Below are 20,034 nucleotides of genomic sequence, written 5' to 3'. Positions count from 1 at the left end.
GCGGAATTGGCAGACGCGCTAGATTCAGGTTCTAGTGGTGTAACAGCCGTGGAGGTTCGAGTCCTCTCGACCGCATCTTTACGCGGAAGTGGCTCAGGGGTAGAGCATCGCCTTGCCAAGGCGAGGGTCGCGGGTTCGAATCCCGTCTTCCGCTCCATTTATTTAAAAATTATGTGCCCTTAGCTCAGCCGGATAGAGCGTTTGACTACGAATCAAAAGGTCGGGAGTTCGAATCTCTCAGGGCACGTACTTACCGCTTAATAAAGCGGGGAAAAGAATAAGAGCTGTTTTGAAGAAAGTAGAAATACTGACTTCAAAACAGCTCTTTTTTTGTTGCATTGTTTGGCAAGAGATTCCGAGGAACATGGCTTAATAGAATCTTTTGCTTTTTTTCATTAATGTATTACAAAAACTAAATATACAATACCTATTTTATTTGGTAAAATATAGGTCAATGTGGTTTGTGGATATATCCATCTTTCTAAAGATTTTCTATGCATCACGCACAAAATGCAAGCAAGGGAGGTTTGGAGTGAGGATCATAGTCATTTTGGCGTTTTCAGCAAATCGATGAATGGTCATCGACAGATGGGCCTGGCCGCTAAAACATTACAACTGAGGGATAAGAAGAAGCCGGATGGTCTGTCTTATGATACGGCTAGAAGCTTTAGCCAAAAGAACACAAATTACGTTCTACTACACGGATTGGGGTGCTTCTTTTAATGAGTAAAATTCAGTTATTTTGCCTGCCTTATGCCGGCGGATCGGCTACGATTTATTCCAAATGGAAGAGATTATTGAGTGCGGATATTGAGTTGTATCCTGTGGAGCTGGCCGGCAGAGGCCGGAGATTTAATGAGTCTCCTTATGATAACGTCGAACAAGCTATTGAAGATATATACCGTGAGATTGGCGGGAGACTCCATGCCCCGTTCGCCTTGTTCGGGCACAGTATGGGAAGCTTGCTGACATATGAGCTCTGCTGCAAAATTAAGCAGCTAAAAGGCGTGGAGCCGGTACACATCTTTGCATCCGGGCGCCGGGCGCCGCAGTGTCCGCATGACAGGAAAGTGATGCACCTTCTCCCTGAAGCCGAATTTATGACGGAAGTTCATCAGCTGGGAGGAACGCCGCGGGAACTGTTCGAAAACCGGGAATTGGCAGAGATTTTTATGCCGCTTTTAAGAGCGGATTATAAGCTGGTTGAAAACTATGTTTACCATGAAAAAAATATAATGTTCGATTGCGGCCTTACCGTATTGAATGGAAAAGAAGACGACATGCTTTCAGAGCATTTAACCGCTTGGAGTGATCATACCAACGGATCTTTCAAGATTGTCGAGTATGATGGCGGACATTTTTTCATTCACGACCACACGGAGTCTATCGTCAAACAGATCAACGAAACATTAAGCAGGGTAGCTTTATCATCGGGCAGATAGCATGGGCACACATCATTGGGGATCGTCATCCATTCTGACGGTTCCTTTTTTGCCTTCAGACGAAGAAAAACGATCGGTAAGCCCCGCAGATTTAGCATAACCCTCCGATGTATCCATCCTCCTGTTTAATTCTTCATTACTAAATTTTCGTATAAGAGAAAGCTGTCAAAAGATAGGACTAGATAAAAGCAAATGAAATATGATAGAATGGGTAGGCATATTGTTTAGATTTTATGAATAAACCTAACCTAAGAGGACCAAGTAGTCGCATACAGGTTGCGGCTTTTTTTATGCCCTAGGAACTAGTTTGGAGCATTGAAAGCGCCATAAAAAATCTTTGATGAGGGTGACCTTAACATTTTCAGAAGGAGTAGCGATCTATGAATTCTACCCGAGTGGACAAATCTTCATCCCCGAATCAGTTGAAAAGAGGGCTGGCGGCCCGGCATATGACTATGATTTCGCTCGGCGGTTCCATCGGTACAGGCCTGTTTCTGGCCAGCGGCGGAGCCATTCATTCAGCCGGTCCGGGCGGAGCGTTCCTTGCGTATTTGATTATCGGCATCATGGTTTATTTTTTGGTGACGAGCTTAGGCGAAATGGCTACTTACATGCCGGTATCGGGGACGTTTAGCACGTACGCGACCCGGTTCGTGGATCCTTCGTTCGGGTTCGCGCTCGGCTGGAATTATTGGTACAACTGGGCGATTACGATAGCCGCCGAGCTGTCGGCAGCGACACTGATCATTAAATTTTGGCTTCCGGACAGTCCTTCTTTCCTCTGGAGTGCGTTGTTTCTTGCCTTGATGGTGGGGCTCAATCTGCTTTCGGTAAAAAGCTATGGAGAGTCGGAGTACTGGTTTGCGTTAATTAAGGTCGTCACGATCATTGTGTTCATCGGAATCGGCATTCTGATGATCGTCGGCATCTGGTCCAGCGAAGCCGTCGGCTTCCGCAATCTTACGATCGGCGACGCGCCTTTCCACGGAGGGTTCTTGGCTGCGCTCGGCGTATTTATGGCCGCAGGGTTCTCTTTTCAGGGGACGGAGCTGGTAGGGGTAGCCGCCGGAGAGAGTGAAGATCCGCGCCGCAACGTGCCTAAGGCAATCCGCTCGGTTTTCTGGCGCATTCTGTTGTTTTATTTGATTGCTATTGCTGTGATCGGTCTGCTTATTCCGTATACAAACGAAAATTTGGCCAGTGATAACGTGGCGATGAGCCCGTTCACGATGGTATTTGAAAAAGCAGGCCTTAGCATCGCCGCATCGGTGATGAATGCCGTCATCCTTACATCGGTATTATCAGCAGGGAACTCCGGCATGTACGCGTCGACGCGGATGCTGTGGGTGCTGGCCAAAGAAGGGAAAGCGCCGCGTTTTCTCGCCAAGCTGAGCAAGAGAGGCGTTCCGGTTTATGCGCTGTTGGTGACGAGCGCTTTGGGCATGTTCGCGTTCTTGTCCTCTTCGTTCGGCGATGGTGTCGTCTACACTTGGCTGTTGAATGCATCCGGCATGTCGGGCTTTATCGCCTGGCTCGGCATCGCGATAAGCCACTACCGCTTCCGTAAAGCTTATGTCGCTCAAGGCCGCGACATCAACGATCTGCCGTACAAAGCGAAATGGTTTCCGTTCGGGCCGATCCTGGCTGGGGTACTGTGCGCTATCGTTATCGTCGGTCAGTGTATGGGCGGGATTAAGGACGGTACGGTCGATTGGCCTTATCTGTTTGCTTCTTATATCGGCATTCCGCTCTTTTTGGTCATATGGCTAACATATAAGTGGAAGCATAAAACGAAGATGTTGAAGCTGGAAGAATGTGTGTTCGATGAGACGATTGAGGAACGGTCGAAATAGGAAATAATAAAGCAGCCGCACCCACAAAGGGTACGGCTGCTTTTTTGTACGTTAATTCGTAGTGAGGGCTTTGGATTCGCCGTTTACATAAACACTTTCTTCCGAAGTAGAGGATACTGCGACCGTTTGATTATCAAATTGCTTCTCGCTCTTCGCAATGACGACGGTGGCAACGCTGTTGCCGATCAGGTTCGTAATGGCCCGAGCTTCGGACATAAAGCGGTCAACGCCTAGCAAAAGCGCCATGCCTTCAAGCGGGATCACGTTGCCCGGGATCGCCGCAAGCGTGGCCGCCAAGGTGACGAAGCCGGAGCCGGTAACGCCTGCCGCGCCTTTCGAGGTCAGCATCAGCACGCCCAATAGCGTTAAAATTTGGAGCCATGTCAGCTCAATGCCATAGGCTTGCGCGATAAATAGAGCAGCCATCGATAAATAAATCGACGTGCCGTCCAGGTTGAACGAATATCCGGTTGGGACGACCAGACCGACGACCGACTTGGAGCAGCCGTATTTCTCAAGACGTTCCATCAAGCGCGGCAGCGCCGATTCGGAGGAGGACGTGCCGAGCACCAGCAAAATTTCTTCTTTGATGAACTTCAGCAGATTGAAGATGCTGAAGCCGTAGAATCGGGCTACTGCACCGAGTATCACGATGACGAACAGAATCATGGTGATGTAGACGGACCCCATCATTTTGCCAAGGGAGAACAGGGAGGCAATCCCGAATTTCCCGATCGTATAAGCCATGGCGCCGCCTGCGGCAATAGGGGAGAAGCGCATGATCATCGCGACCAATTTAAAGAAGATGTCATTCAATTTCTCGAAAAAATGCGTGACGGGTCTCGATTTCTCGCCCAGGGAAGCCATAGCGAGACCGAACATGACAGAGAACAGGAGCACCGGCAGCATGTCGCCTTTGGCGAGCGCACCTACGACGCTGTCCGGAATGACGCTAAGCAGAAAGTCCATGAAGCCATGCGGAGTTTCCGCTGCTTGCTTCGCATATTTTGCCACATCGGCCGCATTGGCGCCGACTTTGCTGACATCCATGCCGGAGCCGGGACGGACGAGATACATAACCGCAATCCCGATCGCCATCGCGAAGGTCGTGATGATTTCAAAATACAGCAGCGCTTTGCCGCCGATCCGGCCGATTTTTTTCATATCCCCCATATTTGCGAAACCGATTACAATTGTGAAAAAGACGATGGGGGCGATGACCATTTTGATCAGTTTGACGAACATATCGCCGAGCACTTTAAGCTGCACCCCGAACGCCGGGAAAAATTGCCCGATCAAGATCCCGAGGACAATCGCAATCAAGACCTGAACCGTAAGATTTTTGAAGTTGATTTTCATGGAAATCCCTCGTTTCTAATAGTGCGTTCTCTTTTCGTGTTTTTATGTTATCGCTTTCATAATGGCTTGTGAATCATTTGGACATATTGGTTGTTTTGGTCTTTTTGGTCTTGGAGAGCGCACAAAAAAGCGGACCGCGTTGTTCGTTAACGCGATCCGCCGGGCGGTGAGGATAATGTGTATTTATTGACGGGGCGGCCGACCCCGTATTGGAGATCGAGACGGACTTGACCGCTTTTCTCCAAATAATCGAGATAGCGTCTGGCTGTCACCCTGGCGATGCCGATGCCTTCGGCGACCTCCTCCGCTGAAAGCGCCTCCGTTTGCAGGATCAGAAATTGCATAATCTGCTTGAGGGTTACGGCCTGCAGCCCTTTGGGCAATTCCAATGGCTCTTCCTTTTGCACGTCTGGTGAAGACGCGTCATGCGTTCTTCCGAAAAGCAGCCGGTCCAGCTCGGATTGGGTAGCCGGACGGCCGCTGTTCAGCGCTGCCTTCATCTGCCGATAATGCTCAAGCGCCTGCTTCACCCGTTCAAATTTAAACGGTTTCATAATGTAATCGACGGCCCCGTTCTGAAGCATCCGTTCGATGGTCCGCATATCGTTGGCCGCGCTGATCACCATAACATCGACGGGGGCTTGAATTCGGCGCAGCTCCAGAAGCGTCTCGATGCCGTCCCGCACCGGCATGAAAATATCGAGGATGACCAGATCGGGCTGCAGCTCCTTCACCATGCGCAAGCCTTCATCCCCGCTGGAGGCGATGCCGACGACACGATAGCCTTCCACTCGCTCGACGAATTGACTGTTGACCTCCTGCACCATCGGATCGTCTTCGATCAACAGAACGCGGAAAGCGTCCCGCTTGAATTCGTTTATACCATCTGCCATATTGCTTGTCATCTCCCTCGCTTTCATTGTAAATGAAGAGCATTGGACTGTAAAAATTACTGCATCGGGAACGTAATGATGAATGTCGTTCCTTCTCCCGGGGCCGATTCGATCTGAATCGAGCCGCCGCCTTTCCGCACGATACCGTCGATCAGATGAAGGCCGATTCCACGTCCGCCGCCGCCTTTAGTTGTAAAGCCGTGCTCGAATATGCGGGTTTTGACGGACTCCTCCATGCCGCAGCCATTGTCTTCGACGAGGACGGACAGCACCTCGTCATCTTGTTCAAGGCTGATGAAGATGCGCTTGTTATCCTTGGTCTGATGATGCAAGGCATCAAAAGCATTTTCCAGGAGGTTGCCGAGCAAAATCACGAAATCGTGATGATCGAGCCGTTCGGGAAACCGTTCCAGCCTGCTTTGCCTGTCGATCGTTACCTCGATGCCAAGCTCCCGGCCGCGGCTGATTTTGCCGAGCAGCAGACCGGTCAGGCTTTCGTTGTGAATGCGGCTGTCGAGAAACCGGGTCAGCTCTTCTTTCTGCTCGGTCATCTCGAACAAATAATCAAGCGCTTTCTTATTGCTGCCGAGCTGAATCAAGCCGCCGATCGTATGCAGCTTGTTCATGTATTCGTGGTTTTGCACGCGCAGCGCATCGACGAAGGTCCGAACGCCGGTCAGCTCTTCGGCCATCCGCGTCACTTCCGTCCGGTCTTGAAAAATGGCGACGGCGCCGACGGTTTGTTCGCCTACGGTAACTGGTACCCGGTTGCTCATGATCGGTGTGCCTTGAATGACCAGCTCTTGATTGAAGATCGGATGATTAAGCTCCAATATTTCCGGAAGCCGCGTATCGGGAAGCACCTCCCAAATCGACTTGCCGACGACATCGCCCGATACTTTGAGCATCTGTTTCGCTTTCTCGTTGAAAATCGTGATGCGTTCGTACTTATCGATGGCAATGACACCCTCATGCATCGCGTTGAACGTCGCCGTACGTTCGAGCAGCAGCGCGGCGATTTCGTGAGGCTCCAGCTCGAACATCTGCCGTTTGATATGCTGGGCGAGCTTCCACGACCCCCACAGCCCGAAAAGCAGGGAGATGAACAACACGACGTAGGCTTGACTCGACAGGTCCAGCAGCACCTGTCCTACGGTCGGCTGGATGCGGCCGACGAGCGCGACGCCGATCTGCGCATGCTCGGCGTTCATAATCGGCACGAAGGCGCGCAGCGCTGTGCCGAGCTCGCCCTCCGCCTTGGACACGTAAGTGTGCTCGGCAAAGGCGGGGCCTTCATCGGCACCGGACGAAACGGTGCCGATTTTGCTTTCCACCGGATGCGACAGCCGCAGCCGGTGCATATCCATCACGACGACGTAGGTTACGTCGTTGATGATGCGAATGCGCTCGGCGGCAAGCTGGATGCCGTCGCGCATTCCGGGGTCCGCAATGCCGGAGACGACCTCCGGCATCTGCGCCACGGTGCGGGCGGTCACAAGCAGCCGCCGCCCCAGCTCTTCCTCCTTCAGCCGCACGATACTGCCAAGAAGAATCGTCCCTCCGATACAGAGTGAGAACAGGACGATGCCGAACGACAAAATCGCGATTTTCCAGTTGATTTTCAAGCGCTGCAGCATCCGTTCCCGCCCCCTTTCTACGATATATTATCATACAACAGGATGCGGCGGGATGGAAACAGAACAGCCCTTCCTTCGCAACCGGGATGGAGCGGGGACGGGCTGTCGATAAGCGGATATGTATCGAATCGGGAGGAATTACCCTCCCGGCATCTTCTTTTTTTCTTCCTTCCCTTTGCCTTGCTGCTGCTCCGGGGATTTGTTTTTCTTCTCAGTCGATTCTTTTTTTGTTCCGGCTTTGCCTTGCTGCTTGGACTGCTGCTTTTCCTTTTTGCCGCCGGCCCACGGGTTGCTCCCCATACGAACTTTTTCTTGAAATTCGAGTTCCCTCTTCAGCATTTTTTGCTGATCCTTTTGCAGCTTTTTAAGCTGCTTTTTCTCTTCCTTGCGGATCTTTTCCTGCTGCTCGCGCTCGCTTTTTTTTATATCCTGATACATCTTCATCTGCTGCTGAAGCACCACATCGCCCTGTTTACCTTGCTGCTGTTTTTGACTTTGTTGCTTTTGTTGCTGCTCTTGTTTTTTTCCGCCGCCGCAGCCCGTCAATACGATTGGCATCAGCAGAAGGCACCAAAGCAGACCCCGTACGAATCTTGCCGGCATCTCGTCTGAAACCTCCTTCGTTTGCGGGGAATCGTCCGCGTTTTTCTTTAGTTTATCCGTTTCTTCAAAATTCATGTTCGGCTTACGGTCTTCGTTGAGTTAGGCGGCGACATGTGTTATTGTACATCATGATCATGACACTCCGGAGGTGGGCGGGCGTGAGGCCTTTGCTCGGAACGCTGCTTGTTGTATTAATCGGGCTTGCCGCTGCCGTGGCGATCGGATTTTATCCGGGCTTTTCCTCGACATCCGACGTGGCGGATGACGAGCAAGAAGGCTTTGACCAGGCATTGGTCATTAAATTCAGTCATGTCGTGGCCGAAAATACGCCTAAAGGTTTGGCGGCTCAAAGGTTTGCCAGACTGGTGTCCGAAAAAACAAACCGGCGCGTGAAGGTCGAAGTGTTTCCGAACGCGGTACTCTATAACGAGACCGACGAAATGGATGCGCTTATGCGCGGCAACGTGCAGATGATTGCGCCTTCATTTGCCAATCTGTCCGATCACGTTCCGGCGTGGCTGACGTTCGACCTGCCGTATGCGTTTTTGAGCGATGAAGCGGTACAGGAAGCGTTTGACGGAGAGCTTGGGAAGCTGCTGTTCGATAAGCTGGCAAGCAAAAATTTGGTCGGCTTGTCCTATTGGGGCAACGGCTTCAAGCAAATGACTTCCAACCGCGGGCCGCTGATCCATCCTTCGGATTTCAAAGAACAGCACTTTCGTATTTTGCCGAGCAAAGTGATCGAAGCGCAATTTCGGCAGTTCGAGGCGAAAACGACCCCGATTCCGTTCAACGAAGTTTACCGCGGTCTGGAGTCGGGCGTCGTGGACGGCGAAGAGAATACGATATCCAACATCCGTACGAAAAAGTTCTACCAGGTGCAAAAATATATGACCATCAGCAACCACGGATATCTCGGGTATACGGTGCTGATGAACAAATCGTTCTGGGACAAGCTGCCGGGGGATGTGAAGCAGCCTTTGGCGGAAGCGCTGGAAGAAACGGCGCATTGGGCCAACGAGAATGCGATCGAGATGAACCGCCGCCAGCTGGAAGAGCTGCGCCATCAAGGGGGACTGCAAATTCATGTTCAGACGCCGGAGGAACGCCGCGAGTGGATGCAGCGATTGGAGCCGATTTATCAGGAATTCGAGGCGACGATCGGAAAAGATGTCATGAGCCTCATTCACCGGTTACGGGAAAAATACGGCGGTTGACGAAGCGATGACGGCGGGGTGCTGGAATTCGACAACTTTTTTGCAGGATAATCCCTATTTTTTGCCGGATATCCAAAAACAAACAAAAAAGAAAACAAAAGATATAATATATGAATTGTTCGCAAGAACACAAAATTATATAAGGAGTGATTGTTGTGAAAAAGATTGCTTCTTTGGCCTTACTTTCGGCATTATCTCTAACGTCCATCGCCGGTGCCGCAGCTGCAGAACAATTGACGCCTAATGCGATTAATCCGACTGTAGCGGCTTCCGAACCAGTTGGTCATCATGAACTGGCCGCCGCGGGACTTGTCATCAAGTTTGGTTCGGTAACTGGCGTACATCATTACACTGTGTCGGTTTTGAATACAGATGACAACACGAAACAAACGTTCGACACAACAAGCAACTCGTATACATTTACTGGTGCAGCAATAGACACGGAATACAAGTTGTGGGTTGGCGCGTATGACAAAAGCGGCAGATTGCTTAAACAAACCGACCCTAATTCGAACTATGTAACCTATAAGTTCGCCGGCCAGAGCGTATCGCTTGCTTGGAAATAGCAGTAGAAAAGTAAGTAGATTCCTTGAATGTAATGTTCAAGGAATCTACTCTTTTTTTGAGTTATCCTACACCGTGCCTTCCAGCACATAAACCTTCACATTTTTCTTCACGCCGAAGTCGCGGGCTTGCTCCACGTCGTCCATGAACAAGTCGATTCGCGTGCCGCGGATGGCCGATCCGATATCTTCGGCTTTCCGGACGCCGATACCGTCGATGAAAACGGTCGAGCCCATCGGGATAACCGAAGGATCGACGGCGATCGTGCGTCCTTCCTCGGCTTTGCTGCCGCTATAGGTGATGCCGTATTCCGGATGGGACGGCTTCTTGCCGGTCGATTCGACTCCCGCGGTATAAGCCGTTAGCGTGGAAGTCAGCACCTGTCGGATGATACCCTCTTGTCCCCCGGGTAGATCAATGCCGGTCTGTTCCGACGGAATCTGCAGCTGCTGCCCTGCCTGGAGCGATCCCGGATCGTTGATTCCATTGACGGTTAGCAGTGTCTCCACGGGGATTCCGAACGATCTGGAGATCCGATAAAGCGTATCGCCCGAGCGCACTTTATAGGAGACAGGGGAAGACTGTGTTTGCAAGACAGAGCCTTCCGTCTGTGTTTCAGCCCCTGCGTCTCTTTGCAGGATCGCGTCCCATTCCTGGGACGTCACGGCCGTTTCGGCCAGATCTGAAGATGTATGGTAGGCATAGGCGGGCCGCTCGGCCGCCGCTCCCAGGGTGACGATGAGAATGAGGCAAAGCGCGAGCCGAAAAATACTAGGATTACACATTCCTTACTACTCCTCCTTTGAAAAAACTAGAGTGATAGTACTAGATTTGCCCGCGATCCCCGAATTTAAACAGGCAGCTAAAAATTCGTTTCTCCAAATCTATTGCTTGAACGGCAATCTTCCAGTATAGTACGAACTATATGTCAGATATGGTGACGCATTGCAGGAATACGCGACCGGCAGAAGGTCAGCACAAGGGGGCAGCGGGATGAGCAGACTTGCAGGAAAACGAATTGCGCTTACTGGACCGAGGAAAGCGGCGGAGCTTAGCGTCATCGTGGAAAAGCTGGGCGGAGTGCCGATCTTGCGGCCGGCCCAAGGAACCGTTGCTGTCGAGCGGGAGCAAGTGGAGGCGGAAATCGCCCGGCTGATCGAGACGGGGATCGATTGGGTAATTCTTACGACAGGGATCGGTACGGAGCTATTGGTACAAGCGGCCGAAAGCATGGGCCAAAAGGAAGCGTTCGTGGAAACGTTGAACCAAGCCCGAATCGCGGCCAGAGGCTACAAAACGATCAATTATTTGAAAACGCTGGGGCTAACCCCTGCCGTACGGGACGAGGACGGAACGACGGCCAGCCTGATCGCGGCGATGGAGCCTCACGAGCTCCAGGGGCAGAGGGTGGCGCTACAGCTATACGGCGACACCGCGCCAAGGCTTGTCCAATGGCTCGCCGAGCGGCAGGCGTCGTACCGTGAAATTTTGCCGTATCGGCACGTTCCGCCTGCTCTGGAGGTGGTGGATACGCTGCTGAATGAAATCGTGAGCGGCGTTATCGATGCTGTGACGTTCACCAGCACACCGCAGGTCCGGTTTTTGATGGCTTATGCGCAGGAGCAGGGGATGGCGGACCGGGTGAAGGATGCTTTTGCGAGCGGTGTCGTCGCCGTGGCGGTAGGCAAAGTGACGGCTGAAGCGCTTCGCGAAGAGGGCATCGCACGGGTCGTTGCACCGGAGCAGGAGCGGATGGGCAGCATGATCGTCAGCCTGGCGCAATATTACGAGCAGGAATCCGGAGCGTAGAGCACCGGCCTGTTACGAAATTTGGTCCCAGATTTCAGGTATGGTATACTTTCCGTGTTAGGAAGGTATGCCCTATTTTTTACATATGGAGGCATTATGGAAGCGACTCCGGTAGTACAACTGCAGCAGGTAACCAAGCGAATCGGCTCCAAAACGATTGTGGACGGGCTGTCCTTCGCCGTGAAGCCCGGCGAAGTGTTCGGATTTCTCGGACCGAACGGCGCGGGCAAGACGACAACGATCCGGATGATGGTTGGGTTAATGGCCATCACGGACGGTGAAGTGCTGATTCAGGGACACAGCGTGAAAACAAGGTTCGAGCAAGCGATGCTTCATGTCGGCGCGATTGTGGAGAACCCTGAGTTTTACGGGTTTATGACAGGGTATCAGAACCTGGTTCATTTTGCCCGGATGATGCCGAGTGTCCCAATGGAACGTATTGACGAAGTGGTTCGGCTGGTGAAGCTGGAGAACCGCATTATGGATAAGGTAAAAACATATTCGCTCGGCATGCGGCAGCGTCTCGGCGTAGCCCAAGCGATCCTACACCGCCCGTCGGTGCTCGTGCTCGACGAGCCGACCAATGGTCTGGACCCCGAGGGGATCCGCGAGCTGCGCGATTATTTGCGTCGGTTGGCTGCGGAGGAAGGGCTGGCGGTCATCGTTTCGAGCCACTTGCTGTCGGAGATGGAATTGATGTGCGACCGGGTAGCCATCATTCAGAACGGACGGCTGCTCGATGTCCGGTCGTTCAAGGAGGCGCCTTCGGAGACGGAGGACGTTGAGGTCCGGTTTGAAGTCGACCGCCCCGATGCGGCTCTTGAGCTGCTTGGCGAGGCGAATCGTGCGAAAACGGAAGGTGCGGAGCTCAGCGTATGGCTGCCGAACCGGCGCGAAGCGATCGCCGAGCTTAACGCCCACTTCGTTGCGGCGGGAATCCGGGTTTACGGCATCCGGACGCTGACCAAAACGCTCGAGGAGCAGTTCCTCGAAGTGACGGGAGGGAACCGGATTGTCTAGCGTATTGCGCCTCATACAGAACGAGCAGATGAAAATTTATACCCGTCTGCGAACGTGGATCATGCTTGCTTTTGTCGTCTTGGCGGTTATTTCGATGGGCGCGATGATGAAGTATGTCCTCGAATCGGAGATGAACCACGTCCTTCAATTCATGAGCAACTCGGCGATTCTCGCCCCGCTCGTCACGATTTTTTCCGTCATTGTGGCGGGGGACAGCGTAGCTTCCGAATTTACGTGGGGCACCGTGAAGCTGCTGCTGATCCGCCCGGCCTCCCGCGGCAAAATTTTATGGGCCAAGTACGTATCCGTGCTGCTGTTCATTGTCGAGCTGCTGCTGCTTATGCTGATCATCTCTTACTTTACGGGGCTTGTGCTATTCGGCGTCAGCGGTTCGGTTGCGCCCGACGGGACGATGCCGGCCATCCTTCAAGGATATGGGATCAAAGCCATAGAGATCGTGATGACGGCGACGCTGGCTTTTATGATTTCGACCGTGTTCCGGAGCAGCTCGCTGGCGATCGGACTCTCCATCTTCCTGATGTTTGTGTCCGGAACGCTCGTAACCATTTTGGTGCAGCTCAGATATGCCTGGGTCAAATATTTGTTGTTCGCCAATACGGATTTGACTCCGTATTTGCACGGGGGCAAGCCTGTAGTCCCCGGGATGACGCTCGGCTTCTCTCTGGCTATTCTGGCCGCTTATTGGATTGTATTCTATGCCGTTTCCTGGCTGCTATTTACGAAGAGGGACGTCGCAGGCAGCTAGCAGGCGATCAAGAGACGTCATTCAACCGGCAAACCACTACAAACGCGACAGCCGTCTTTGTTCTTGCGAATCAAGCGTGCGGTCGCGTTTTTGGCTTGTCTGCAAAACGGAGGAGGGGGAAGCATGATCGGATCGGTATGGCTCGTATTTGCGCTGACCTTGATCATTCATGGCGTGGAAACGCTATCTTATGCGGTAAGGCTGGCCGGCATCCGAACAGGAAAACTGGCAGTCGCCTTATCGCTCACCGGCATCATCGTTCTGATCTCCAGAACTTCGAATATGCTTCAAGGCACGTTATTCGGCAATTTGATCGATAAAGCGAAGCATGACCCGGACATTGCGCTCGGGTTTCAATTTCATTTGATCTTGATCGGGGCTTCCGTCGGGACGCTGGTGGCGCTTCTCGTTTTTCCGACGATGGTGTTCGTGGCCACGCGGCTGATCGCCCGGCTTGAGGTCGTCGGGTCGCTGCCGATCCTAATCCGGGAGTCCGTGACGATCGACAAGCTGAAATCGGTCAAGCGCGTATTTCGTCTGCCCCGTCTGGAGATGCTCAGCCGGCTGCGGGTCGGCGGGATTCCGAAGCGGCTTTTGCTGATGAACACCTTGGTTACGGGCATCTACACGGTCGGCGTATTATCCGCGCTGTATGCGTCTTATCTCGTTCCCGAGAATGCGACAAGCGCCGCGCAATCGTCAGGGCTGATCAACGGGATTGCCACCATCCTGCTGACCATCTTCATCGACCCGCGAGTTGCGCTGCTGTCCGATAAGGCGATATCCGGCAAGGTAAAGCAGGCGGAGCTCCATAAAATGTTCGGCATCCTGATGCTGTCGCGGCTGGCCGGTACCTTGCTCGCCCAGCTTTTGCTCCTGCCGGGAGCGAAGGTGATTGCGTTTATTTGCGGGTTACTGTTTTAATCAAGCAGTGACGATTATTCTTTTACAGTCCTGGGAGTCAAGTCCTGCTGGTTGAAAGTGTTAAGCTTTCATTAATATGGTCGTTTGGGGCGCAACGGAAGAGGAAAAACGCGATTCATGTCGAATTAAAATCTGTCAGTTTAAATTAGTTAAAGGGGACTATCATTAGACTATGATTGAATTCCAGAATGTGTCCAAGGTATATCCGAACGGAACCGTAGGTCTCAAAAATATTAATTTGACCATGGACAAAGGCGAATTTATTGTTATCGTCGGTCTCTCGGGAGCGGGAAAATCGACGCTGCTGCGCTCGATCAACCGACTGCATGAAATCACCGATGGCCAAATTCTCATCGACGGACGCTCGATTACGGCGGCAAAGGGAGCCCAGCTTCGGAATCTGCGCCGCGATATCGGCATGATTTTTCAAAATTTCAACTTAGTCAAACGCTCCTCTGTTCTTCGCAACGTTCTCTCCGGCCGTGTCGGCTATCATTCGACGCTGCGGACGCTGCTCGGGCTGTTCCCGAAACAAGACGTAGAGCTTGCGCTCCAAGCGCTTGAACGCGTAAATATTCGGGAAAAGGCGTATGCCCGTGCGGACGAATTGTCCGGCGGACAACAGCAGCGCGTCTCGATTGCCAGAGCGCTCGCCCAGGAAGCGAAAATCATTCTGGCGGACGAGCCGGTCGCCTCGCTGGACCCGTTGACGACGCGTCAGGTCATGGATGACCTGAAACGGATCAATCAGGAGCTCGGCATCACGACCGTCGTTAACCTTCACTTTATCGACTTGGCACGGGAATACGCGACACGAATTATCGGCCTGCGGGCAGGGGAGGTCGTATTCGACGGTCCCGTATCGGAAGCGACGGACGAGGCCTTTTCGGGCATTTACGGGCGCGCGATCAAGAAGGACGAGCTTCTGGGGGTGGAGGCGGAATGACCGGTCCCGAACGCCGCGACATCCTGAAAAAGCCGTCCAATGCGAAGTCGTATATGACGACGCTGGTTCTGATTTTTCTGTTATGGTGGAGCGCGGATAAAACCGACTCCAGTATTACCAAGCTGATCGAAGGCTTTCCGGAGATGGGCAAGCTGCTTGTTGAGATGGTTCCTCCCGACTGGAGCTATATCGATGTCGTCTGGAAGCCGATGATGGAAACGGTTCAAATGGCGGTGATTGGCACGACGCTCGGCGGGCTGGTCGCGATTCCGATCGCTTTGCTTGCGGCCGGCAACGTAACCCGCAGCCCGTGGATTTATCATCCGGCGCGCATTATTCTCAACCTGATCCGGACGATTCCGGAGCTGCTTTTTGCCGGATTGTTCGTTGCGATCTTCGGCATCGGGGCGATGCCCGGGGTACTGGCGCTCGCTTTCTTCTCCTTCGGCTTGATCGCCAAGCTGACCTACGAGTCGATCGAAGCGATCGATTCGGGCCCGCTGGAAGCGATGACGGCCGTCGGGGCCAACAAGCTGCAATGGATTCATTTTGGCGTCGTGCCGCAGGTGGCCGCGCAATATATCGCGTATTTTTTGTACACGTTTGAAGTCAATGTCCGGGCTGCCGCCGTGCTGGGCTTGGTCGGTGCGGGCGGGATCGGGTTAACGCTCGACCGGACGCTGCAGCAGTTCCGTTATGACCGTTCGGCCCTTATCATCATTTTGACGCTGGCGATCGTGCTGCTGATCGATTTTGTGAGCACGAAGATAAGGGAGAGGCTGTTATGAATCAGACAACGACTAAAAAACCGTTCCGCATCCGTTTCTGGCTCGTGGCTATCATTATATTGGCCATTTATCTCTGGTCTTTTCTCGGCATTAAATTCGAAGGCTTGACGGAAAACGCCGGCCGGGATTTCGCTGCCATTCTCCGCGGTTTGTTCCATCCCGATTGGGGCTTTGTCTACATGCCGGAAGGTGAGGACCTGATCCGGGGACTGCTCGATACGCTAGCCATTTCTATTATCGGTACGTTTATCTCGGCGTTTCTGTGCGTACCGTTTGCCTTCTGGGCGGCAAATAACATGAGCCGTTTCCGCTGGGTATCCGGCAGCGGCAAATTCATGCTGAGCTTTATTCGGACGTTCCCGGAAATCATCATGGCGATCATCTTCATCAAAGCGGTGGGCCCGGGCGCTTATGCCGGGGTGCTGGCGCTCGGCTTGCACTCGATCGGGATGCTCGGCAAGCTGTATTCGGAGGCGATCGAAAATCTCGATCTCGGTCCGACCGAGGCGTTGACCGCCTGTGGCGCCAACCGCTTGCAGGTGCTGTGGTTCGCCGTGATTCCGCAGGTGCTGCCGCACTTCTTCTCGTTTGCGCTGTACCGCTTCGAGATTAACATCCGTTCCGCTTCCATCCTTGGTCTGATCGGGGCGGGTGGGATCGGGGCGCCGCTCATTCTGGCGTTGGAAGCCCGCGCATGGAACCGTGTCGGTGTTATTCTGCTCGGGATCATCGTCATGGTCACCATCATCGATATTATTTCTTCCGCCATTCGCAAACGTCTGGTGTAGGTGTAGTTCACAAAGCCCGCTTTTTTCGGATCACTTCAGTCCGAAAGCGGGCTTTTTTGTGCGGAAATGGCCCGCTTCTTCTTATTCGCGCCTAAACCCGGCCGGTAATCAGCTCGACAAACGCCGCGGCTTGCCCGGATAGCGGCTCGCCCTCGCGCCAATAGACGGCAATCGGATTCCTCACATCCGGGTGCTTCACCCGTACCCGCACGACCTCGCGTCGCTCGACGAACTCCCGCACCTCGGCGGCCGAGGCGAAGAGCACGCCGTAGCCCGCAGCGACTGCCCGCACGGCTTCGTTCATCCCGCCCAGCTCGACGCCGATATCGGGCGGGGCGAGGCTTGACATCCGGCATAGCGCGAGCAGCATTTCGCGAGTCGAGCTGCCTTCCTCCCGCATGATGAACGTTTCTTTCAATAGATCGACGAGGCCGATTTCCTTGCCTGCACACGGATGATCCGGAGGAACGACGAACCACATCGGGTCCTCGAACAGCACGGTGCGCTTCAGCCGGGAGGGCGCAGCGGCGGCGCCGCCGATGACCGCGATATCGGCTTCGTACCGTTCCAGCCGCTCAAGCGACTGCTGGGCGTTCCCGGTATATTGAGTCAGCCGCACCCCGGCAAAACTCCGCTTGTAGGCGGCGATCCAGCCGGGCAGCAAAAAGTTGGCCGGAAGGTATGTCGCGGCGATCCGCAGCGTGCCGGACCGTCCTGCACGGTAATCGTCGACGAGCGTTTCAAGCTCTTGCTCCAGAGCGAATAACCGCTCGGCATGGGCGGCGAGGAACGTTCCCGCTTCCGTCAGCCAGATGCCCCTTCCCTTCGGGGCCAGCAGGACGAGGCCGAGCTCCTTCTCCAGGTTGCGGATCTGCATCGTGACCGCAGGCTGGCTGATGCGCAGCATTTCGGAGGCGCGGGTGACGCTTCGGCTCCGGGCGACGGTATGAAATATTTTTAACGCGTGGAGGTTCATGAGGCTCGCTCCATTCATAAAATTAATTTATGATTAGTCGAAATAAATATATTATACTTATATGTTTTTTCGTTTTATTCTAAAGTCGAATGAAGCAAATCGCAATAGCGAAAAGGAGCGAGCGGCATGAAATTGAGCTGTACGGAGTGTGGACAAGAACGGAGCCTCACCGATCCGGTATGGCGCTGCGAATGCGGCGGGCTGCTTCAGGTCGAGCAGAACCTTGGTGCGTTAGACGGCGAGAAGCTGCGGCGCGTCTTCGACGAGCGCCTGGCGCAGCGCAATACGCCTTATGCGAGCGGGGTGTGGCGCTATAAGGAGCTGATTCATCCGGAGCTTCCGGTAGAGCGGATCGTAACCAAATACGAAGGCAATACGGGGCTGTACGGCTCCGAACCGGTCGGCCGGTTTACAGGAGTCCGGGGCTTGGGACTCAAGGCGCTGAGCGAGAATCCGAGCGGCTCCTTCAAAGATAACGGGATGACGGTTGCCGTATCGCAAGGCGCCTGGCTCGGGTATGAGCGTTTTGCCTGCTCGTCGACGGGAAATACGTCTTCGTCGCTTGCGATGTATGCGGCGCTTTCCGGCAAAGCCTCGTACGTCTTTGTCCCGGAGGAAGGCGTCGCAGGCGGGAAAGTGCTGCAAACGGCGGCTTATGGAGCGCGGATGATCCGGTTCCAGGGTACCTACGACGACGGGATTTGCTTCTTGGAACGGCATGCGGCCGAGCTGGAGCTGTACGTATGCAATTCGATCAATCCGTTTCGGATCGAGGGACAAAAAAGCATCGTCTACGAAATCGCGCAGGCTCTAAATTGGACGCTGTCGGACTGGATCGTGCTGCCTGGCGGGGCGCTGAGCAATGTGTCCGCGCTCGGCAAAGGGCTGCAGGATATGCTGGCCGTAGGACTCATTGCGCGTATGCCTCGGGTGGCGGTCGTGCAGGCAGAGGGCGCGAGTCCGTTCCACCGGATGATCGAGCACGGCCTGAAGGAGCTGGTACCGGAGCCCCGGCCGCATACGCTGGCCAGCGCGCTGAATATCGGCCACCCGCCAAGCTGGAAAAAAGCTGCCGCCGTGCTGCAAGCGACCCGCGGCGTAACGGTTTCCGTGACGGATGAGGAGATCATGGAGGCAAAAGCGGTGATCGACCGCGCGGGCATCGGATGCGAACCGGCCTCTGCGGCGTCGGCGGCAGGGCTTCGCAAGCTGGTCGCGCAGGGGATCGTGGATAAGGACGAGACGGCGGTGTGCCTTTTAACCGGGCATATGTTAAAGGACGCCGACGCCTTGCAGCGGTATGTGACGGGGAAAGCCGCCGATGCAGGAATTCCTGTATCTTTGGCGTTGGAGCTGGGGCAAGTCAAGGAGCGCCTGTAACGCAAAAAAGGAGCGCCGCTGCGGAAAGCAGGGTGCTCCTTTTGCTGTATATTACTTCTGGCCGATGCCTTTGGAATATTCGCGAACGACATCGAATTTCTTGTCGTCGGATTTCACGTAGCCGCGGTGGGAGTATACGTCGAAAATGATTTTTCCGCCTTCCGGATCTTTGCCGATGTCGATGAACGCTTGAGAGATTTTGTCTCTCCATTCTTGATCCATATCTTTACGAACGGCGATCGTGTCGTTCGGGATTGGAGCCGTAAAAGCAACCACTTTTGTTTTCTCGAAAATGTCCGGAACGTCTTTCTTCACCGTATTGCGCGCGTCTTGGAACACAGCCGCTGCATCCACTTGTCCGTTCATCACGGCCAGAATGCCTTTGTCGTGTCCTTTTACTTCGATGCCCGTTACGTCTTTCTCCGGATCGACGCCCGCTTTTTTCATTTCGTTGGCCGGCCATACGAAGCCTGCGGAGGACGTTACGCCTTGCCAAGCGATTTTTTTGCCTTTCAGGTCTTTCAATTCTTTGATCGGGGAATCCGCTTTAACGATGATCATGGCTTTGTAGAAGTCAACCAGGTCTTTGGTGTCGGCGCCCGTTTTTTCGTCTACGCCGTAACGCTGAGCTTGCAGCAGCAGGTCCGCCGCTTTCTTCTCGTCATGCGCCAGCACGTAAGCGTTCGGAGGCAGGAAGCCGATATCGACTTGCTTGGAAGCCATCGCTTCGATAACGGTGTTGTAGTTGGTCGAGACGGATACTTTAACCGGAATGCCGAGCTTGTCGCCGAGCAGCTTTTCCAGCGGCTTCGCCTTCGCTTCCAGCGTCTCTGCGCTTTGGGAAGGAACGAATTGCACTTTCAATTCTTTAGGCTGATAGCCTTTCGCCGCAGGCGCTTCTTGCTTTTTGTCGGAAGGAGCAGGGGTTGCAGAATTGTTCTCTGTTTTCGTACCGCAACCTGCTGCAATCCCGGCGGTAAGCACCAGGGACAGACTGACTGCTGCAAACTTTTTAAACATGGAATGGACCTCCTGTTAACTTGTTAAATCAAAATCCATTTCCTACTAT

The 20,034-nt window shown here is 53.6% G+C and carries 19 protein-coding genes and 2 tRNA genes; 14 read left to right on the top strand and 7 right to left on the bottom strand.

Annotated features, from left to right (window positions below):
- Positions 1–82 precede the first annotated feature (82 nt).
- From KQX66_RS23730 to KQX66_RS23715, 4 genes are all read left to right on the top strand, one after another.
- Positions 83–157: transfer RNA gene (locus KQX66_RS23730), tRNA-Gly, on the top strand.
- 16 nt (positions 158–173) lie between these two features.
- Positions 174–247, top strand: a tRNA-Arg gene (locus tag KQX66_RS23725).
- Positions 248–722: 475 nt separating this feature from the next.
- Positions 723–1,442, top strand: a complete 720-nt coding sequence (locus KQX66_RS23720) for a thioesterase II family protein (RefSeq protein ID WP_216795272.1) — start codon at positions 723–725, stop codon at positions 1,440–1,442.
- Between the two features lie 380 nt (positions 1,443–1,822).
- Entirely contained in the window at positions 1,823–3,295 is a 1,473-nt protein-coding gene (locus KQX66_RS23715; protein WP_216795271.1) for an amino acid permease, read from the top strand.
- A gap of 51 nt (positions 3,296–3,346) precedes the next feature.
- Here KQX66_RS23715 and KQX66_RS23710 read toward each other — a convergent pair whose 3' ends face one another.
- From KQX66_RS23710 to KQX66_RS23695, 4 genes are all read right to left on the bottom strand, one after another.
- Positions 3,347–4,654 carry a dicarboxylate/amino acid:cation symporter gene (locus KQX66_RS23710; protein ID WP_216795270.1) on the bottom strand — a complete coding sequence of 436 codons (1,308 nt, stop codon included), beginning with the start codon at positions 4,652–4,654 and terminating at the stop codon, positions 3,347–3,349.
- A 146-nt stretch (positions 4,655–4,800) separates the two neighbouring features.
- Positions 4,801–5,547 carry a response regulator gene (locus KQX66_RS23705; RefSeq protein ID WP_216795269.1) on the bottom strand — a complete coding sequence of 249 codons (747 nt, stop codon included), beginning with the start codon at positions 5,545–5,547 and terminating at the stop codon, positions 4,801–4,803.
- A gap of 56 nt (positions 5,548–5,603) precedes the next feature.
- Entirely contained in the window at positions 5,604–7,184 is a 1,581-nt protein-coding gene (locus KQX66_RS23700) for an ATP-binding protein (protein ID WP_216795268.1), read from the bottom strand.
- Positions 7,185–7,322: 138 nt separating this feature from the next.
- The gene (locus tag KQX66_RS23695) at positions 7,323–7,787 is read right to left on the bottom strand and encodes a hypothetical protein (protein WP_216795267.1); all 465 of its coding nucleotides are present in this window, start codon (positions 7,785–7,787) and stop codon (positions 7,323–7,325) included.
- 158 nt (positions 7,788–7,945) lie between these two features.
- Here KQX66_RS23695 and KQX66_RS23690 point away from each other — a divergent pair, with 158 nt between their 5' ends.
- The gene (locus KQX66_RS23690) at positions 7,946–9,004 is read left to right on the top strand and encodes a TRAP transporter substrate-binding protein (protein WP_216795266.1); all 1,059 of its coding nucleotides are present in this window, start codon (positions 7,946–7,948) and stop codon (positions 9,002–9,004) included.
- Positions 9,005–9,159: 155 nt separating this feature from the next.
- Positions 9,160–9,570, top strand: a complete 411-nt coding sequence (locus KQX66_RS23685; protein WP_216795265.1) for a hypothetical protein — start codon at positions 9,160–9,162, stop codon at positions 9,568–9,570.
- Positions 9,571–9,636: 66 nt separating this feature from the next.
- On the opposite strand, the gene KQX66_RS23680 is transcribed toward KQX66_RS23685, so the two are convergent.
- A complete protein-coding gene (locus KQX66_RS23680) occupies positions 9,637–10,353 on the bottom strand; it encodes a 3D domain-containing protein (protein ID WP_216795264.1) in 717 nt (238 codons plus the stop codon).
- Between the two features lie 208 nt (positions 10,354–10,561).
- On the opposite strand from KQX66_RS23680, the gene KQX66_RS23675 reads away from it, so the two are divergent.
- The 7 genes from KQX66_RS23675 (at position 10,562) to phnE (KQX66_RS23645) (ending at position 16,609) form a co-directional block, all read left to right on the top strand.
- Positions 10,562–11,377, top strand: a complete 816-nt coding sequence (locus tag KQX66_RS23675) for a uroporphyrinogen-III synthase (protein ID WP_216795263.1) — start codon at positions 10,562–10,564, stop codon at positions 11,375–11,377.
- Between the two features lie 96 nt (positions 11,378–11,473).
- Positions 11,474–12,397, top strand: coding sequence for an ABC transporter ATP-binding protein (locus tag KQX66_RS23670; protein ID WP_216795262.1), 924 nt, complete (start codon positions 11,474–11,476; stop codon positions 12,395–12,397).
- Entirely contained in the window at positions 12,390–13,163 is a 774-nt protein-coding gene (locus tag KQX66_RS23665; protein WP_216795261.1) for an ABC transporter permease, read from the top strand. Before KQX66_RS23670 ends, KQX66_RS23665 begins: the two co-directional genes overlap by 8 nt.
- 123 nt (positions 13,164–13,286) lie before the next feature.
- Positions 13,287–14,087 carry a lipid II flippase Amj family protein gene (locus KQX66_RS23660; RefSeq protein WP_216795260.1) on the top strand — a complete coding sequence of 267 codons (801 nt, stop codon included), beginning with the start codon at positions 13,287–13,289 and terminating at the stop codon, positions 14,085–14,087.
- A gap of 172 nt (positions 14,088–14,259) precedes the next feature.
- Positions 14,260–15,033, top strand: a complete 774-nt coding sequence (phnC, locus tag KQX66_RS23655) for a phosphonate ABC transporter ATP-binding protein (RefSeq protein ID WP_216795259.1) — start codon at positions 14,260–14,262, stop codon at positions 15,031–15,033.
- Positions 15,030–15,821, top strand: coding sequence for a phosphonate ABC transporter, permease protein PhnE (gene phnE / locus KQX66_RS23650; protein ID WP_216795258.1), 792 nt, complete (start codon positions 15,030–15,032; stop codon positions 15,819–15,821). The genes phnC and phnE (KQX66_RS23650) overlap by 4 nt, the downstream gene beginning before the upstream one ends.
- Positions 15,818–16,609, top strand: a complete 792-nt coding sequence (gene phnE, locus KQX66_RS23645; RefSeq protein WP_216795257.1) for a phosphonate ABC transporter, permease protein PhnE — start codon at positions 15,818–15,820, stop codon at positions 16,607–16,609. Before phnE (KQX66_RS23650) ends, phnE (KQX66_RS23645) begins: the two co-directional genes overlap by 4 nt.
- A 91-nt stretch (positions 16,610–16,700) precedes the next feature.
- On the opposite strand, the gene KQX66_RS23640 is transcribed toward phnE (KQX66_RS23645), so the two are convergent.
- Complete coding sequence (locus tag KQX66_RS23640) at positions 16,701–17,585, bottom strand: LysR family transcriptional regulator (RefSeq protein WP_216795256.1); 885 nt, start codon at positions 17,583–17,585, stop codon at positions 16,701–16,703.
- Between the two features lie 126 nt (positions 17,586–17,711).
- On the opposite strand from KQX66_RS23640, the gene thrC reads away from it, so the two are divergent.
- Positions 17,712–18,965: a threonine synthase gene (thrC, locus tag KQX66_RS23635; protein WP_216795255.1), complete on the top strand. Its 1,254-nt coding sequence runs from the start codon at positions 17,712–17,714 to the stop codon at positions 18,963–18,965.
- Positions 18,966–19,016: 51 nt separating this feature from the next.
- Here thrC and KQX66_RS23630 read toward each other — a convergent pair whose 3' ends face one another.
- Positions 19,017–19,985, bottom strand: a complete 969-nt coding sequence (locus KQX66_RS23630; protein WP_216795254.1) for a phosphate/phosphite/phosphonate ABC transporter substrate-binding protein — start codon at positions 19,983–19,985, stop codon at positions 19,017–19,019.
- Positions 19,986–20,034 lie beyond the last annotated feature (49 nt).

This window comes from Paenibacillus oleatilyticus, from assembly GCF_018998565.1.
GTDB lineage: Bacteria > Bacillota > Bacilli > Paenibacillales > NBRC-103111 > Paenibacillus_G > Paenibacillus_G oleatilyticus.
Note: the sequence above shows the minus strand (reverse complement) of the source record. Positions and strands in the feature narration are given on the sequence as shown.

What these genes read in the sequence shown, in the direction of transcription:
- KQX66_RS23720 (WP_216795272.1), top strand. Translation starts at nt 723, where the DNA reads ATGAGTAAAATTCAGTTATTTTGCCTGCCTTATGCCGGCGGATCGGCT.
- KQX66_RS23715 (WP_216795271.1), top strand. Translation starts at nt 1,823, where the DNA reads ATGAATTCTACCCGAGTGGACAAATCTTCATCCCCGAATCAGTTGAAA.
- KQX66_RS23710 (WP_216795270.1), bottom strand. Translation starts at nt 4,654, where the DNA reads ATGAAAATCAACTTCAAAAATCTTACGGTTCAGGTCTTGATTGCGATT.
- KQX66_RS23705 (WP_216795269.1), bottom strand. Translation starts at nt 5,547, where the DNA reads ATGGCAGATGGTATAAACGAATTCAAGCGGGACGCTTTCCGCGTTCTG.
- KQX66_RS23700 (WP_216795268.1), bottom strand. Translation starts at nt 7,184, where the DNA reads ATGCTGCAGCGCTTGAAAATCAACTGGAAAATCGCGATTTTGTCGTTC.
- KQX66_RS23695 (WP_216795267.1), bottom strand. Translation starts at nt 7,787, where the DNA reads ATGCCGGCAAGATTCGTACGGGGTCTGCTTTGGTGCCTTCTGCTGATG.
- KQX66_RS23680 (WP_216795264.1), bottom strand. Translation starts at nt 10,353, where the DNA reads ATGTGTAATCCTAGTATTTTTCGGCTCGCGCTTTGCCTCATTCTCATC.
- KQX66_RS23675 (WP_216795263.1), top strand. Translation starts at nt 10,562, where the DNA reads ATGAGCAGACTTGCAGGAAAACGAATTGCGCTTACTGGACCGAGGAAA.
- KQX66_RS23670 (WP_216795262.1), top strand. Translation starts at nt 11,474, where the DNA reads ATGGAAGCGACTCCGGTAGTACAACTGCAGCAGGTAACCAAGCGAATC.
- KQX66_RS23660 (WP_216795260.1), top strand. Translation starts at nt 13,287, where the DNA reads ATGATCGGATCGGTATGGCTCGTATTTGCGCTGACCTTGATCATTCAT.
- phnC (WP_216795259.1), top strand. Translation starts at nt 14,260, where the DNA reads ATGATTGAATTCCAGAATGTGTCCAAGGTATATCCGAACGGAACCGTA.
- phnE (WP_216795258.1), top strand. Translation starts at nt 15,030, where the DNA reads ATGACCGGTCCCGAACGCCGCGACATCCTGAAAAAGCCGTCCAATGCG.
- phnE (WP_216795257.1), top strand. Translation starts at nt 15,818, where the DNA reads ATGAATCAGACAACGACTAAAAAACCGTTCCGCATCCGTTTCTGGCTC.
- KQX66_RS23640 (WP_216795256.1), bottom strand. Translation starts at nt 17,585, where the DNA reads ATGAACCTCCACGCGTTAAAAATATTTCATACCGTCGCCCGGAGCCGA.
- thrC (WP_216795255.1), top strand. Translation starts at nt 17,712, where the DNA reads ATGAAATTGAGCTGTACGGAGTGTGGACAAGAACGGAGCCTCACCGAT.
- KQX66_RS23630 (WP_216795254.1), bottom strand. Translation starts at nt 19,985, where the DNA reads ATGTTTAAAAAGTTTGCAGCAGTCAGTCTGTCCCTGGTGCTTACCGCC.